The 15,815-nt window shown below is 73.3% G+C and carries 12 protein-coding genes and 1 pseudogene; 4 read left to right on the top strand and 9 right to left on the bottom strand.

The features are described from left to right. Positions 1-630: 630 nt before the first annotated feature. Both trpS and ACFV9M_RS25125 read left to right on the top strand, forming a co-directional pair. Complete coding sequence (gene trpS / locus ACFV9M_RS25120; protein WP_385065853.1) at positions 631-1,656, top strand: tryptophan--tRNA ligase; 1,026 nt, start codon at positions 631-633, stop codon at positions 1,654-1,656. Between the two features lie 58 nt (positions 1,657-1,714). Continuing rightward, positions 1,715-1,819, top strand: a pseudogene (locus ACFV9M_RS25125) (cysteine hydrolase); the annotation flags it as partial. Positions 1,820-1,834: 15 nt separating this feature from the next. Here ACFV9M_RS25125 and proC read toward each other — a convergent pair. The 5 genes from proC to ACFV9M_RS25150 form a co-directional block, all read right to left on the bottom strand. Beyond that, complete coding sequence (gene proC, locus ACFV9M_RS25130) at positions 1,835-2,647, bottom strand: pyrroline-5-carboxylate reductase (RefSeq protein ID WP_385065855.1); 813 nt, start codon at positions 2,645-2,647, stop codon at positions 1,835-1,837. A gap of 107 nt (positions 2,648-2,754) precedes the next feature. Then, positions 2,755-3,570 (bottom strand): ABC transporter permease, encoded by an 816-nt coding sequence (locus ACFV9M_RS25135; protein ID WP_385065856.1) that lies wholly within the window; start codon positions 3,568-3,570, stop codon positions 2,755-2,757. Next, positions 3,567-4,445, bottom strand: a complete 879-nt coding sequence (locus tag ACFV9M_RS25140; protein ID WP_385066091.1) for an ABC transporter ATP-binding protein — start codon at positions 4,443-4,445, stop codon at positions 3,567-3,569. Before ACFV9M_RS25140 ends, ACFV9M_RS25135 begins: the two co-directional genes overlap by 4 nt. Positions 4,446-4,624: 179 nt before the next feature. Then, positions 4,625-5,146: an EamA/RhaT family transporter gene (locus ACFV9M_RS25145; protein WP_385065858.1), complete on the bottom strand. Its 522-nt coding sequence runs from the start codon at positions 5,144-5,146 to the stop codon at positions 4,625-4,627. Positions 5,147-5,192: 46 nt separating this feature from the next. Further along, positions 5,193-5,507 (bottom strand): SH3 domain-containing protein, encoded by a 315-nt coding sequence (locus ACFV9M_RS25150; protein ID WP_385065861.1) that lies wholly within the window; start codon positions 5,505-5,507, stop codon positions 5,193-5,195. 182 nt (positions 5,508-5,689) lie between these two features. Between ACFV9M_RS25150 and ACFV9M_RS25155 the strand changes: the two genes are divergently transcribed. Continuing rightward, a complete protein-coding gene (locus ACFV9M_RS25155) occupies positions 5,690-8,119 on the top strand; it encodes a PQQ-binding-like beta-propeller repeat protein (RefSeq protein ID WP_385065864.1) in 2,430 nt (809 codons plus the stop codon). Positions 8,120-8,368: 249 nt separating this feature from the next. Here ACFV9M_RS25155 and ilvD read toward each other — a convergent pair whose 3' ends face one another. From ilvD to ACFV9M_RS25170, 3 genes are all read right to left on the bottom strand, one after another. Next, positions 8,369-10,222, bottom strand: coding sequence for a dihydroxy-acid dehydratase (gene ilvD / locus ACFV9M_RS25160; protein ID WP_385065867.1), 1,854 nt, complete (start codon positions 10,220-10,222; stop codon positions 8,369-8,371). A 279-nt stretch (positions 10,223-10,501) separates the two neighbouring features. Next, positions 10,502-11,326 (bottom strand): sugar phosphate isomerase/epimerase family protein, encoded by an 825-nt coding sequence (locus ACFV9M_RS25165; RefSeq protein WP_385065870.1) that lies wholly within the window; start codon positions 11,324-11,326, stop codon positions 10,502-10,504. Between the two features lie 192 nt (positions 11,327-11,518). Continuing rightward, complete coding sequence (locus tag ACFV9M_RS25170; protein WP_385065873.1) at positions 11,519-12,451, bottom strand: Ppx/GppA family phosphatase; 933 nt, start codon at positions 12,449-12,451, stop codon at positions 11,519-11,521. Positions 12,452-12,546: 95 nt separating this feature from the next. Here ACFV9M_RS25170 and ACFV9M_RS25175 point away from each other — a divergent pair, with 95 nt between their 5' ends. Then, the gene (locus tag ACFV9M_RS25175; protein WP_385065876.1) at positions 12,547-13,488 is read left to right on the top strand and encodes a hypothetical protein; all 942 of its coding nucleotides are present in this window, start codon (positions 12,547-12,549) and stop codon (positions 13,486-13,488) included. 342 nt (positions 13,489-13,830) lie between these two features. On the opposite strand, the gene ACFV9M_RS25180 is transcribed toward ACFV9M_RS25175, so the two are convergent. Further along, positions 13,831-15,588, bottom strand: coding sequence for a hypothetical protein (locus tag ACFV9M_RS25180; RefSeq protein WP_385065879.1), 1,758 nt, complete (start codon positions 15,586-15,588; stop codon positions 13,831-13,833). Positions 15,589-15,815: the final 227 nt, after the last annotated feature.

Raw genomic sequence — 15,815 nt, forward strand, 5'->3', positions numbered from 1 at the left:
TCTCGTGGCTTTCCTCCGGGCGCTTCCCTTCGGTCTTGCGTTTCCGACTCTATCAGATCTTTTCTCGATCCGATTTCCTCGGTGCTTTCCAGGTTTCCGCTCTCGCGGTTTCCTTTCCGGCGGTTCCGACTCTATCAGATCCTTTCGGCGTCTGATTCCCAGTCAGAGGGGTGTGTCTTCCCGGCTGTTGGGCCGTTCCGACGAGTGAGACTTTAGCGGATTCCTGGCGCCCGAAGCCAATCGGGGCCTGCGCCCTTTCGAACGCGGATTCCTCATTCCGTAAATACGCACGCCAACAACACGACAACAGTTGAATCGACTGTTCGCCGAGAGGTGGTTGCTACTTGCGGAATGGCTGTCCGGGGACCGACCGGGGTCGGCGCTCACGTCGGACAACTCGGAGAACACTACGGATCCGCCACCAGCGTGTCAACTCATGTCCCGGGAGCACCCCTGAGGCGTACGCTGAGGGGCATGACTACGCGTACGTGCACCCGACAGTGGTGGGCCGCCTGACGGCGGCCGTCCTCACGTATGCACTCAACGGCCGCCGCCCCGGCGGCCGTTTTCTGTTTCTCCCTCCTGAGGGCCGGCCGGCCGGGGCGGCGGGCCCGACCAGGAGGTGGAGAGATGAAGCGGGTCTTCAGCGGGGTCAAGCCGACCGGGCATCTGACGCTGGGGAACTACCTGGGGGCCATGCGGCAGTGGGCCTCGGTCGACCAGCACCGGGCGGACGCCTTGTTCTGTGTCGTCGACCTGCACGCGCTCACCGTCGAGCACGATCCGGAGCGGGTGCGTCGGCTCAGCAGGCAGACGGCCACGCTGCTGCTGGCGGCCGGGCTGGATCCGCGGCTGTGCACGCTGTTCGTGCAGAGTCACGTGGACGAGCACGCGCGGCTGTCGTACCTGCTGGAGTGTGTGGCCACCGACGGTGAGATGCGGCGGATGATCCAGTACAAGGAGAAGGCCGCGCGGGAGCGTACGCGGGGCGGGAGCGTGCGGTTGTCGCTGCTGACCTACCCGGTGCTGATGGCCGCGGACATCCTGGCGTACGGGACGGACGAGGTGCCCGTGGGTGACGACCAGGCTCAGCACGTGGAGCTGGCGCGGGATCTGGCGCTGCGGTTCAACCAGCGGTACGGGCAGACGTTCGTGGTGCCCAGGGCGACGCATCCGACGGTGGCCGCGCGGGTGATGAACCTGCAGGAGCCGACGTCGAAGATGGGGAAGAGCGACGACTCCGGGCCGGGGATCGTCTATCTGCTGGACGAGCCGGACATCGTACGGAGGAAGATCGCTCGGGCCGTGACCGACAGCGGGCGGGAGGTCGTGTACGACCGGGAGGGGCGGCCCGGGGTCGCGAACCTGCTGGAGATCCTCGCGGCCTGCACGGGTGGGGACCCGGAGGCCCTGGGCGGTACCTACGAGTCGTACGGGGCATTGAAGAAGGACACGGCCGAGGCCGTGGTGGAGGCGCTTCGGCCGCTCCAGGCCCGGCACCAGGAGCTGTGCGCCGATCCGGCGTACGTGGAAGGGGTGCTGCGGGAGGGGGCACGGAAGGCACGGGCGATGGCCCGGCCCGTCGTCGATGCCGCCTACCGCGCCATCGGGCTGCTGCCGCCGGTGGCGGATCCGGTGCTGAACGCCGTGCGGTAGGCGCGTGGACTGGTGGCGAGGCGCGATGCGAAGTATTGGCGCATCGTGACCTCGCCGGCGGCTCGCGGCGGAGGAGGCGGCGCGGGCGGCGGCGGTGTCGCTGCACGGGGGCGGGTTCGCGCGAGTGGTGACCACGGCGGAGGTGGTCGGGGCCGCGCGGTGACCGCCCCCGGCCGCGTCAGTCCTTGGTGCCGGAGGCCAGCTCGCGGCTGCGGTCGCGGGCGGCCTCGAGGGCGGCGATGAGGGCGGCCCGCACGCCGTGGTTCTCCAGTTCGCGGATGGCGTTGATGGTGGTGCCCGCCGGCGAGGTGACGTTCTCGCGGAGCTTGACGGGGTGCTCTCCGCTGTCGCGGAGCATCGTCGCGGCGCCGATCGCGGACTGGACGATGAGGTCGTGGGCCTTGTCGCGGGGCAGGCCGAGCAGGATCCCGGCGTCCGTCATGGCTTCGACCAGGTAGAAGAAGTACGCCGGGCCGGAGCCGGAGAGGGCGGTGCAGGCGTCCTGCTGGGACTCGGGGACGCGGAGGGTCTTGCCCACCGAGCCGAAGATCTCCTCGGCGTGGGCGAGGTCCGCCTCGCTGGCGTGGCTGCCGGGGGAGATGACGGACATGGCCTCGTCGACGAGGGCGGGGGTGTTCGTCATGACGCGGACGACGGGGACGCCGGAGGTGAGGCGCTCCTCGATGAAGGAGGTGGTGATGCCGGCGGCTCCGCTGATGACCAGGCGGTCGGCGGGGACGTGGGGGGCCAGTTCGTCGAGGAGGGCGCCCATGTCCTGCGGCTTGACCGTGAGGATGAGGGTGTCCGCGGTCTTGGCGGCTTCGGCGTTGGTGACGGGGGTGACGCCGTAGCGGGTGCGGAGTTCCTCGGCGCGCTCGGCCCGGCGGGCGGTGACGAGGAGGTCGGCGGGCGGCCAGCCGCCCCGGAGCATTCCGCTGAGCAGGGCTTCGCCGATCTTGCCGGTGCCGAGGACTGCGACTTTCTGGGTCATGGCGGGGGTCCTTCGGGAGTGTGCGTCGTCCGGTGTCATCCTCGCACCGGGAGGCGGGCGGGCGGCGTGCGTGTCCGGTGGGCGGACGTGGGCGGGACGGGGCGGCGTCAGGCGGTGCGGCGCCGCAGGGTGGCCGCGCCCAGGACCAGGACCAGCAGGGCGCAGCCCGCCACGATCAGCACGTCGCGGACGAAGGCGGTCGTCATCTCCGGGTGCCGGAGGACCTCGTTCATGCCGTCGACGGCATAGGACATGGGGAGGACGTCGGAGACGGCCTCCAGGGCGGGGTGCATGGCGTCGCGGGGGGTGAACAGGCCGCAGAGGAGGAGCTGGGGGAAGATCACCGCCGGCATGAACTGGACCGCCTGGAACTCGGAGGCGGCGAAGGCCGAGACGAAGAGGCCGAGGGCGGTGCCCAGGAGCGCGTCGAGGAGCGCCACCAGGAGGAGGAGCCAGGGGCTGCCCGTCACGTCCAGGTCGAGCGCCCAGACGGCGAGGCCTGTGGCCAGGGCGGACTGGACGATCGCCAGGGCGCCGAAGGCGAGGGCGTAGCCGGCGATCAGGTCGGCCTTGCCGAGGGGGAGGGCGAGGAGGCGTTCGAGGGTGCCCGAGGTGCGTTCGCGCAGGGTGGCGATGGAGGTGACCAGGAACATCGTGATCAGCGGGAAGATCCCGAGGAGGGATGCGCCGATGCTGTCGAAGGCGCGGGGGCTGCCGTCGAAGACGTAGCGCAGCAGGAACAGCATCACGCACGGGACGAGGATCATCAGCGCGATCGTGCGCGGGTCGTGGCGGAGCTGGCGCAGGACCCGGGCCGCGGTGGCGGTGGTGCGGGAGAGGTCGAGGGGGGTGGTGGGCGCGGGAGTGGGGCGCGGGGCGGGGGTGGGTGGCGTGCGCGGGGCGGGGTTCGTGCGCGGGGTCATGGGGTCTGCTCCTTCGCCCGGGCGGCCTCGGTCGCCTCGTCGACCAGGTGGAGGAAGGCCGCCTCGACGGTGTCGGAGCCGGTGCGGGTGCGCAGGGCGTCGGGGGTGTCGTCGGCGAGGATCTCGCCCTCGCGCATCAGCAGCAGGCGGTGGCAGCGCTCGGCCTCGTCCATGACGTGGGAGGAGACGAGGAGGGTGGCTCCCCGGGTGGCCGCGATGTCGTGGAAGAGGGTCCACAGGCCGCGGCGGAGGACCGGGTCCAGGCCGACGGTCGGTTCGTCGAGGACGAGGAGTTCGGGGGTGCCCAGCAGGGCCACGGCGAGGGAGACGCGGCTGCGCTGGCCGCCGGAGAGGGTGCCGGCCAGGGCGTCGGCGTGGCTGGTCAGGTCGACGTCGGCGATGGCCCGGGTGACGTTGTCGCGGCGGCGGGCGGCGGCCGGGCGGCCCGGGTCGAGGATCGCGGCGAAGTAGTCGAGGTTCTGGCGGACCGTCAGGTCGTCGTAGACGGAGGGCGCCTGCGTGACGTAGCCGATGCGGGTGCGCAGGGTGGGGTGGCCCGCGGGGTGGCCGAGGACGTCGAGGGTGCCGGTGACCTTGGCCTGGGTGCCGACGATCGCGCGCATCAGGGTCGACTTGCCGCACCCCGAGGGGCCGAGGAGGCCGGTGACCTGGCCGCGGGGGACGGTGAAGTCGAGGGAGCGGAGGACTGTGCGGGGGCCTCGGACGACGGTCAGGGCGGAGGCGTGGACGGCCGGGACGGGGACGGTGGGGGTGGGGGCGGTGGGGGTGGGGGTGGGGCTGGGGGTGCCGGTGGGGCTGGGGGCGCGGGTGGGGTCGGGCGTGCCCGGGGGTGGGCCCGGAGCGGGGTTGTCCATCACGCGTGAACCGTCTCTCCGGGGTGGGGTGCCGTCAAGGCGTCGGTGGTGGGCGGTGGGGCGTCGGGGCCGGGGGCACGGGGACGAACGGCGGGGGCCGGGAGCCGGGCAGCGGGGGACGAACGGCAGGGCCGGGGGCCGGGGGCCGAAAGGTGGGGGCCGGGGGCCGGGGGCGGGCGTCAGGCGCGGCGGCGCTTCTTCGACGGGTTGCCGGTGCGGCGGGTGCTGCGGCGGTCGTGCCGGGCGCGGGCCGCCTCGTACTCCTGGCGGTGGAGTCGCTCGCCGGGGGCCTCGGTGAGGGAGCGGAAGAAGTAGGCGAGGAGGGAGCCGACGAAGCCGATGGCCAGCAGGCCGCGCAGGGAGGCCTGGCGGTCCGGGTCGGCGCGCTCGGTGAAGCCGCTCCAGGTGTGGCGGAAGGCGAGGGCGGTGCAGATCGCGAACATGGCGACGACGAGCAGGGTCACGAAGCCGCCGATGGCGGCGAGGGCGAGGCCCTCGTAGGCGAAGCGGAGGACGAGGCAGGAGACGGCGGCGGCGAGGAGGGAGCCGGCGGCCACGGCGGCCCGGCGGGCGCGGTAGCCGTGGTCGTGCTCGACCCAGGTGGTCCCGAAGAAGCGCAGCGGCTCGGGGCGCGGGCCGCTGGGAGTGCCCGGGCCCGGGGAACCCGCCGGAGTGTCCGAGGTGCCGTTTTCGTCGCTCACGGGACGATTATGGCGCCGGACGGGGGCGGGCTCCCCGGGGGGTGGGTCAGGCGCAGCGCGCCGCGATGTAGCCGTCGCTGCCCGTCTTCACGTACGCGTCCGAGACGAACTGGCTGTCGGCGATGTTGTCCCAGATGTTGGTGGTGCCGTACGGGCCGCTCACGGTGGTGCCCGGGGTCTGGCAGAAGATCGGCACCTTCGTGCCCTCGGGCAGGACCTTCACGACGGGATAGCTGGTGCCGGGTCCGCTGCGGACGTTCAGGCGGACGCCGGGCGCGATCGGGTAGTACGTCAGGGCCGTCGCGACGACGGCTTCCGCCTCGTCACCGCTCTCGACCTCTTCCACGTGCTCGACAGACATGCAAGACCTCCCCCGTTGAACCCCATGGCTGCCATGGGGACACGTTGATTCCCCTGAATCACGGCATGAAACACATGTACGCAACTCGCACGGGGAGGCTAGCAAGTCGCCTCGGTCCCGTACGAGTCATCGACTAGGCTCCGTGCGTCGCGCGCGCGGCCGAAGCAGCACGGGGGTGGTCCATGACGCCACAGCGCAACACCGGGGCGGGCGCGGAAGCGGAACTTCCGGAGTACGCCGGCCACTACCGTCTCGAGTCCCGTCTGGGATCCGGCGGCATGGGCGTGGTCCACCTGGCCCGCAGCACCTCGGGCATGAAGCTCGCCGTGAAGGTCGTGCACGCCGAGTTCGCCAGGGACCCCGAGTTCAGGGGACGTTTCCGGCAGGAGGTGGCGGCCGCGCGACGGGTCAGCGGCGCCTTCACCGCACCCGTCGTCGACGCCGACCCGGAGGCCGAACGGCCGTGGATGGCCACACTGTTCATCCCGGGATCGACGCTTTCGGACCATGTGAAGCGGAACGGGCCGATGGGGACGGGCGAGTTGCGGCGGCTGACGGCCGGGCTCGCGGAGGCGCTGCGCGACATCCACCGGGTCGGGGTCGTGCACCGGGATCTCAAACCCAGCAACGTGCTGCTCGCGGAGGACGGGCCGAAGGTCATCGACTTCGGCATCTCGCGGCCCAAGGACAGTGAACTGCGCACCGAGACCGGCAAGTTGATCGGCACACCGCCGTTCATGGCGCCGGAGCAGTTCCGGCGGCCGCGGGAGGTCGGGCCGGCCGCCGACATCTTCGCGCTCGGGTCGGTGCTGGTGCACGCGGCGACCGGGCGGGGGCCGTTCGACTCCGACAGCCCGTACGTCGTCGCCTACCAGGTCGTGCACGACGAGCCGGATCTCACGGGCGTACCGGAGAGCCTCGCGCCGCTGGTGCGGCGCTGTCTCGCCAAGGAGCCCGAGGAACGGCCGACGCCGGACGAGTTGATGCGGGAGCTGCGTGCGGTGGCGGCCTCGTACGACACGCAGGCGTTCATACCGGCGCAACGGGCCTCGGAGGCGACGGGGCCGGCGGCGCCGGGGCCGGGCGCGTGGGCTTCGGACGCGCCGGGGCCGGGCGCGTGGGCTTCGGACGCGCCGGGGCCGGGCGCGTGGGCTTCGGACGCGCCGGGGCCCGACGTGCCGGCCTCGGGCCTGTCCGGTCCGGACGCGCCCGGGCCCGCGCGCCCGGAGGGCGTGGGCGGTGCGGGGGTCCCGGGGGACGCGGAGCGCCCGGCGGACCCAGGAGACCCGGGGGATGCGGGGGATGCGGGGGTCACGGCGGACCCGGGGGATGCAGGGGATGCGGGGGATGCGGGGGATGCGGGGGTGTCGTCGGCGGCTGCGGCTGCGAGTGCGGGTGCGGGTGCGGGTGCCGGTGCGTGGGGTCGACGGCGTGGACGGGTCGGGCTCGTTCTCGGCGCGCTGGTCCTCGTCGCGGGTGCCGGCCTCGGCTCCGTGCTGCTGCTCGGCGACCCTGCGGACAGCGACGGCCGGAGCGCGGGCGGGGCACGGGCGTCCTCGGGCACGGAAACGTTCACTCCGTGGGCGGCGCAACCGGTCACCGACGGTACGACGGCCGGCATGCCCCGGTGCGCGCACGACGCGCAGCGGCTGATCTGCGTCCAGCCGGGGCAGGTGTCCGCGCTCGACACGGCGCGCGGGCGGGTGCTGTGGCGGCACTCCCTCTCCGCCGGGGACGGGAGCGGTGAGGCACCGGTGCTCGCGGGCGGGCTGGCGCAGGTGCTCACCGACTCGGGCAAGCGCCTGGAGGCGCTCGACCCGTCGTCGGGCGAGACGCGCTGGGAGCGGGACGTGTCGGCGTACAAGGGCATCCGGTACGCGGGCGGGACCCTGCTGCTGACCGCGGCCGACGGCACGGTGACCGGCGTGGACGCCGCGTCGGGGCGGACCAAGTGGCAGCGGAGCGTCCCGGGGGCCGGCGAGGCGTACTTCGCGTCGTTCACGGGTGACCCGCTGGCGTACGTGACGAGCACGTCCGACGACGGGAGCACCCTGGTCACGGCGGTGGACCCGGCCACCGGGGACGTGCGCTGGGACGAGCGGTTCGACGGCACGCTGACCCTGGCGGGCACCGACGGGGACGGCCTCGTCCTGCTGTCCGGCGGTGGGGAGTACGGCAGGGTGGACGCCGTGGTCCGCTTCTCTCCCGCAACCGGGGAGTCGCGGCGGGTGGCGCTGAGCGTCGAGCTCCAGCAGGCGAGCGCGGCCGTGCACGGCGACCGCGTCTACCTGCTGACGTTCGACGGTTCGCTGGTGGCCGTCGACATGGCGAAGGGGGAGCGGCTGTGGTCGCTCCAGACGGCGGTGAGCCGGGGGTCGGTGCCGGCGGCCGACGACGAGCACGTGTACTTCAGCGCGCCCGACGGCCGTCTCCTCGCCGTGGACGCCGACGCGGGCAGGCTCATCGGGCAGACACCGCTGCGGCTCGGGGAGAACTCGGGTGAGGTGGTGACCGCCCTGCCCGCGCCGGAGGTGGCCGACGGCCGTGTCTACGCCGCCGCGCCCGACGGCACCGTCTTCGCCGTGGACGGGACGGACCCGGCGGCCTGGTGAATCCCGACGGCTCGGGGCACGCGCGCACGACCCCGGCCCCGGCCCCAGCACAGGCACCGACACCGCAGGGCGCGGCCCCGGCATCGGCACCGCAGGGCACGGCCCCGGGCATCGGTACGGGCACGGTACGGCCCGGGCACGTGCACGGCCCCGGGCACACGCACGACCCCGGGCACGACGGTGGGGCCGCCCCGAGGAGCGGCCCCACCGGTAGTCGCAGCCGGCGCAGCGCAGTCGGCGCCGGCGTCGTCAGCCCAGCTTCGACACGTCCCGCACCGCGCCCTTGTCGGCGCTCGTGGCCATCGCCGCGTAGGCGCGCAGGGCGGCGGAGACCTTGCGCTCGCGGTTCTTCGGGGCGTACACGCCGTTCAACGCCTGGTCGCGGCGCGTGAGTTCCGCGTCGTCGACGAGCAGCTCGATCGTGCGGTTCGGGATGTCGATGCGGATGCGGTCGCCGTCCTCGACGAGGGCGATCGTGCCGCCGCCGGCCGCCTCGGGCGAGGCGTGGCCGATGGACAGGCCCGAGGTGCCGCCGGAGAAGCGGCCGTCGGTGACCAGCGCGCAGGCCTTGCCCAGACCGCGGCCCTTCAGGTACGAGGTCGGGTACAGCATCTCCTGCATACCGGGGCCGCCCCGGGGACCCTCGTAGCGGATGACGACGACGTCACCCTCCTTGACCTGCTGGGTGAGGATCTTCTGGACGGCCTCCTCCTGCGACTCGCAGACGACGGCCGGGCCCTCGAACGTCCAGATCGACTCGTCGACGCCGGCCGTCTTCACCACGCAGCCGTCGACGGCGAGGTTGCCCCTGAGGACCGCCAGACCGCCGTCCTTGGAGTACGCGTGCTCGGCGGAGCGGATGCAGCCGCCCTCGGCGTCCACGTCGAGGGCCTCCCAGCGCTCGGACTGGGAGAAGGCCTCGGCGGAGCGGACGCAGCCGGGCGCCGCGTGCCACAGCTCGACCGCCTCGGCGGACGGGGAGCCGCCGCGGACGTCCCAGGTCTTCAGCCAGTCCGCCAGGGACGGGCTGTGCACGGAGTGCACGTCCTCGTTGAGCAGGCCCGCGCGGTGCAGCTCGCCGAGGAGGGCGGGGATGCCGCCGGCGCGGTGCACGTCCTCCATGTAGTACGTGCGGTCCTTGGCGACGTTCGGGGCGACCTTGGCCAGGCAGGGGACCCGGCGGGAGACCGCGTCGATCTCGTGCAGGCCGAAGGGGACGTCCGCCTCCTGGGCCGCCGCCAGCAGGTGCAGGATCGTGTTGGTCGAACCGCCCATGGCGATGTCCAGGGCCATCGCGTTCTCGAAGGCGGCGAAGGTGGCGACGTTGCGCGGCAGGACCGTGTCGTCGTCCTCGTCGTAGTAGCGGCGCGTGATGTCCATGACCGTGCGCGCGGCATCGACGTACAGCTGTTTCCGCGCGGTGTGGGTGGCCAGGACCGAGCCGTTGCCGGGGAGGGAGAGGCCGATGGCCTCGGTCAGGCAGTTCATCGAGTTGGCGGTGAACATGCCGGAACAGCTGCCGCAGGTCGGGCAGGCGTTCTCCTCGATACGGAGGATGTCCTCGTCCGAGATCTTGTCGTTCACCGCGTCGGAGATCGCGTCGACCAGGTCGAGCGTGCGGACCGTGCCGTCGACGAGGGTGGCGCGGCCGGACTCCATCGGGCCGCCGGAGACGAAGACCGTGGGGATGTTGAGCCGCAGGGCGGCGTTCAGCATGCCCGGGGTGATCTTGTCGCAGTTGGAGATGCAGACCAGGGCGTCGGCGCAGTGGGCCTCGACCATGTACTCCACGCTGTCCGCGATCAGGTCGCGGGACGGCAGCGAGTACAGCATGCCGCCGTGGCCCATCGCGATGCCGTCGTCGACGGCGATCGTGTTGAACTCGCGCGGGATGCCGCCGGCCTCCCTGATCGCCTCGCTGACGATCCGGCCGACCGGCTGGAGGTGCGTGTGGCCCGGCACGAACTCCGTGAAACTGTTGGCGACCGCGATGATCGGCTTTCGGCCGATGTCCGCACCGGGTACACCGGAGGCGCGCATAAGGGCGCGGGCGCCCGCCATGTTGCGGCCGTGGGTGACTGTGCGGGACCTCAGCTGGGGCATCGTCGCTCGCTCCTTCAGACAGATATGGCTGTTATCGAGCGTACGCCGGTCATCCACGGGGCGGGACACGGTGTCCGAAATGCGGGATGCGTGTCTCGTTCCGGTGGGTGGTGGCGGCGTCGTCGCGGGTGACGCTTCTGACGGTGGCGGCCGTCGCGCCGCTCACCGGTGGGCCCCGACACCGGTGAGGGCCTACCGGTGGGGCCCGATACCGGTGAGTGCCTCGTCACCGGTGGGGCCCGATGCCAGTGAGAGCCTCGTTACCGGTGGGGGACCCCGTTACGGGTGCCGAGCGTTCGCGGCCGAGGCCAGGTGCAGGCGGGTGAAGGCGAGGGCCTCGGCCAGGTCGGCCTCGCGTTCGGCGGCGGACATCGCGCGCCGGGTGTTGACCTCGATGACGACGTGCCCGTCGAAGCCGCTCGACCCGAGGCGCTCCAGCAGTTCGGCGCAGGGCTGCGAGCCGCGCCCGGGGACGAGGTGCTCGTCCTTGGCGGAGCCGTTGCCGTCGGCGAGGTGGACGTGCCCGAGGCGGTCGCCCATGCGGTCGATCATGTGCATCGCGTCCGTGCGGGCCGTCGAGGCGTGGCTGAGATCGATCGTGAAGTGGCGGTAGTCGTCCTTCGTCACGTCCCAGTCCGGCGCGTACGCGAGCATCTCGCGGTCCCGGTAGCGCCAGGGGTACATGTTCTCGACGGCGAACCGTACGTCCGTCTCGTCCGCCATCCGCCAGATGCCCTGGACGAAGTCGCGCGCGTACTGCCGCTGCCAGCGGAAGGGCGGGTGGACGACGACGGTGGTCGCCCCCAGCTTCTCGGCCGCCGCGCGCGCCCGCTGCAACTTCACCCACGGGTCGGTCGACCACACCCGCTGCGTGATGAGCAGACAGGGGGCGTGAACGGCGAGGATCGGGACCCGGTGGTAGTCGCTGAGCCGGCGCAGCGCGTCGATGTCCTGGCTGACCGGGTCGTTCCACACCATGACCTCGACCCCGTCGTACCCGAGGCGCGCGGCGATCTCGAAGGCCGTCGCCGTCGACTCCGGATAGACCGAGGCCGTCGACAGCGCGACCTTCGCATCCGGGATGCGCACCACTGGTTCTGCCACGAGGGACAGCGTACGGTCCCCCGCCTCACGCCGGGGAGCGAGCCACCGTGCCGGCCGGGCGGGGGCGGGGGAACCGGCCACGCGGATGGCCTGGGACGGAGCGGGGTGAGCGGGGGCAGTTCGCGGGGGCGGCGCGCGGGCGGGGGGTGGCGTACTTCACGTCTGCCGCTCCGTCTGCTCCGCCACTCCCGCTCACTCCGTGGGCATGTGGTCCAGCCGCCGCAGGATCACGCCCTCCCGCAGCGCCCAGGGGCAGATCTCCAGCGTCTCCACGCCGAACAGGTCCATCGCCCCCTCGGCGACCAGGGCGCCGGCGAGGAGCTGGTGGGCGCGGCCGTCGGAGACGCCGGGAAGTTCCGCGCGCTGGGCGGCGGTCATGCCGGCCAGGCGCGGCACCCAGGCCTCCAGGGACTCCCTCTTGAGCTCGCGCTGGACGTACACGCCCTCGGCGGAGCGGGCGGCGCCGGCGAGGCGGGCGAGCTGCTTGAAGGTCTTCGACGTGGCGACGACGTGGTCGGGGGCGCCGAAGCGGCTGAACTCCCCCACGGTGCGGGCTATCTCCGCACGCGCGTGCCGGCGCAGCGCCCGTATGTTCTCGGGGTCGGGCGGGTCCCCGGGCAGCCAGCCGGCGGTGAGCCGGCCCGCGCCGAGCGGGAGGGAGACGGCAGCGTCGGGCTCCTCGTCGATGCCGTAGGCGATCTCCAGCGAGCCGCCGCCGATGTCGAGGACCAGCAGCTTGCCGGCCGACCAGCCGAACCAGCGGCGGGCCGCGAGGAAGGTGAGCCGGGCCTCCTCCGCACCGGTGAGGACCCGCAGCTCGACGCCGGTCTCGGCCTGCACGCGCGCGAGGACCTCGTCGGCGTTGGTGGCCTCCCGCACCGCGGAGGTCGCGAACGGCAGTACGTCCTCGGCGCCCTTGTCCTCGGCGGCCTGGAGGGCCTCCCGGATGACAGCGATCAGCCTTTCGACGCCCTCGGGGCCGATCGCCCCGCTCTCGTCGAGGAGTTGGGCGAGACGCAACTCCGCCTTGTGCGAGTGGGCGGGCAGCGGGCACGCGCCGGGGTGCGCGTCCACCACCAGCAGATGCACCGTGTTCGATCCCACGTCGAGGACACCGAGTCTCATGTAGGGAACGCTACTGCCAGCGATCGCGCCCTCCGTGCCCGGTGCGCATCCTGAGACGGTGCCGTGAGCGGACGGGGGCGACTTACCCTGGACGCGTGCCAAAGACGAAAAAGGCGAAGGACGAAAAGGCCGACAAGACCGCCAAGACGGCCGAATCCACCACGGGTTCCTCGGGTTCCTCCAAGGGTTCTTCGCGGCCGAAGTCATCGAAGCCGTCGAAGCCGTCGAAGCCGTCGCGGACGGCTCCGGTCGCGGGAGAGGGGACGGCTCCGGTCCCGGACGAGAAGGGCCTCGACTTCGCGCGCGCGTGGGTGGAGTTTCCCGATCCGGCGGACGACGAGCAGATCTTCCGCTGCGATCTGACATGGCTGACCTCTCGCTGGAACTGCATCTTCGGCAGCGGCTGCCAGGGCATCCAGGCGGGCCGCGCGGACGACGGCTGCTGCACGCTGGGCGCCCACTTCTCCGACGAGGACGACGAGAAGCGGGTCGCCGAGCACGTGGCGCGGCTCACTCCCGACATCTGGCAGCACCACGCTGAGGGCACCCGGGACGGCTGGGTCGCCGAGGACGAGGAGGGCTCCCGCCAGACCCGCCCGTTCAACGGCTCGTGCATCTTCCAGAACCGTTCCGGCTTCCCGGGCGGCGCCGGCTGCTCGCTGCACATCCTGGCGCTCAGGGAGGGCCGCGAGCCGCTGGAGACCAAGCCGGACGTCTGCTGGCAGCTTCCGATCCGGCGTACGTACGACTGGATCGACCGGCCCGACGACACGCGCGTGCTCCAGGTGTCGATCGGCGAGTACGACCGCCGCGGCTGGGGTCCGGGCGGCCACGACCTGCACTGGTGGTGCACGTCGGCGACCTCGGCGCACGGCGCGGGCGAGCCGGTGTACGTCTCCTACCGGGCGGAACTGACCGAGCTGATGGGCAAGGCCGGATACGACCGGCTGGTCGAGCTGTGCGAGGAACGGCTCGCCGCCCGGCTCCCGCTGCTGGCACCGCATCCGGCGGATCCCGTGGGTCCGGTGGGTCCCTGAGTCGCTCCCTTAGTTCCGTGAGTCGCGTGAGTCCCGTGAGTCGCGTGAGTCCCTGAGTTCCGTAAGTCGCGTGAGTCGCGTGAGTCGCGTGAGTCGCGTGAGTCGCGTGAGTCGCGTAAGTCGCGTGAGTCCCGTGAACTCCCCTGGTCCGGTGGATCCCACGGGTCCCGCGAACCCCCCTGGTCCGGTGGATCCTGCGGCCGGGCGGGCTGACGCCCCGGGCCGCCGCCGTACGCGGCGTGCCGCCGCCGGGCCGGGCCCGGACGGTCACGGCGCGGCGGGGCTGGGGTCACCGCCGTCGCCCGGCTGCGGCGCCGGGATCCCCGGGCCGGGCCCGGACGGTCACGGCGCGGCGGGGCTGGGGTCACCGCCGTCGCCCGGCTGCGGCGCCGGGATCCCCGGGCCGGACGGCGACGGTTCGCCGGGGGTGGGCTGCGGACCGGGCGAGGACGGCGGCTCGCTCGGGGCGGGGTCGGGGTCGGGGGATGCAGGGTCCGTGGGGGTCGGTTCCAGGTCCGGATCCGGGCCCGGGTCGGGCGGGGCGGGCGGGTCGCCGGGGGTGCCGGGGGCGGGACCGGGTCCCGGGTCGGCGGGGACGGGTGCGATGCCGTTGCCCTCGATGGAGACGACGGCGCCCGCCGGGGCGATCGCCACGCGCGCGTCCCAGTGACCGGACGGCTCGCGCAGATGGTCGACGTACACCTTGACCGTCACCGTCCCGCCGGGCTCCAGCGTGCCGGAGGAGCGGCTCAGGTAGAGCCAGGGCGCTCCGGTGGTCGCCGACCAGCGGACGGGCCCGCCCGCCTCGGCGGAGGCGGTGAGGGTGATCAGCGTGGTGTCGCCGCTGTTGCTCGCGGCCACCGTGAGGCTGCTCGCGCCCTTCCCGCCGGCTCCGGTGACGCTGATGACCTCCACCGAGACGTCGGGCTCGTCGCCTTTGGCGAAGCCGGAGCGGGGCCGGGTGCTGGCGTTGCCGGCGTTCTGGTAGCCGCCCGCCGTCCCGCCGTCGAGAGCGTCGGAGCCGTGCGCCTCGCCGGCCGTGGCCGCGTGGCCGGCGGTGCCCTCGCTGGTCGGGGTGCCCCGGTAGGCCGCCCACAGGGCGAGCACGGGCGCGGCGACGACGGTGGCGACGACGGTCGTGGTGACGGCACGCGCGCGGAGGCGGTCGCGGCGGGCGGCGCGGTCCTTGGGGTCCATGGGGAAACCCCGCCGGTCGAAGCGGGGTGCCTCGGTGCCCCGCGCGCGTGGGCGGTGCGCCAGGGCGAGGTGCAGCTCCGCGCGGGGCGCCTCCAGGACGGGCAGCTCGGCGGGGGTGACTCCGACACCGGGCCACCGGCCGGAGTCCGCGCGCCCGGCGCCCCGGCGGCAGTGCGGGCAGTCGTCGACGTGCCGGACGAGTTCGCGGCGCAGGGCGGCACTGAGCACGAGCTGGTGGTCGCCGGTGAGGTGGGCCACACCGGGGCAGCCGCCGGTCTCGACGACGGCCAGGGCCGCGCGGGTGCGTTCGACCTCGCAGGCGGCGGAGGCGAGCAGTTCGCGGGCCCCGGCGAGGTCCATGCCGAGGACGGCGGCGACCTCGTGGGCGGCGAGCTGGTGGCGGACGGCGAGTTCGAGGGCCTCACGCTGCTCCGGGGTGGTGCCGGCCGCCTCCGGCCAGGCCAGCTGGGCGAGTTCGCGCCGCCGCCGCTCCCGCACCTCGCCGGGGACCGGCTCGCCGGCGGAACCGGCGTCGGCGTCCCGGGAGACGCCGTGGCGCCCCGCCGCGTGCGTGCCCTGACGTTTCCGCTTGGTCTCGGCCAGCTTGCGCAGACACGCCCAGCGGGCCAGCGCGTACAGCCACGCCCTGCGGTCCCCGGCGGCCTCCGGGACGCGCTGCCCCCGCCGCTCGGCGAGCGCGAGGGCGTCCGCGAGGGCCGCGGTGGCCGTGTCGTGGTCGCACAGGACGGACAGGCAGTAGGTGAACAGGCCGTCCAAGTACGGCTCGTAACGCGCGGGTGACCGCTGTGCCACCGTGCGCGCCGCGGCGCGGTCGCGCGCCTCCCTGTTCGCCCGGTGTGCGCCGATCGTGCGGGTCGGAATTTCCGGACTGCTGCTCATCACCCGTGCGACCGTAGGCGGCACGGAACGACCTCTTCTGCCCCCTGGAGTCCTTTTAATCCGTATGGGTGAAACGATCCCTCATACGGGGACGGCGGCGGGCTCGCGGGGCCGGCGCTGCGGGTCGATCCCGCCTCCATGCCATCTCCATGCCACCTTCATGCCGCCTCGATCCCGCCTCCGTCCCGCCTCGCCCCCCGCCTCGCCCCCGCCTCGACCCGCATCCATCC

It is taken from the genome of Streptomyces sp. NPDC059895, assembly GCF_042731035.1.
Taxonomy (GTDB): Bacteria; Actinomycetota; Actinomycetes; order Streptomycetales; family Streptomycetaceae; genus Streptomyces.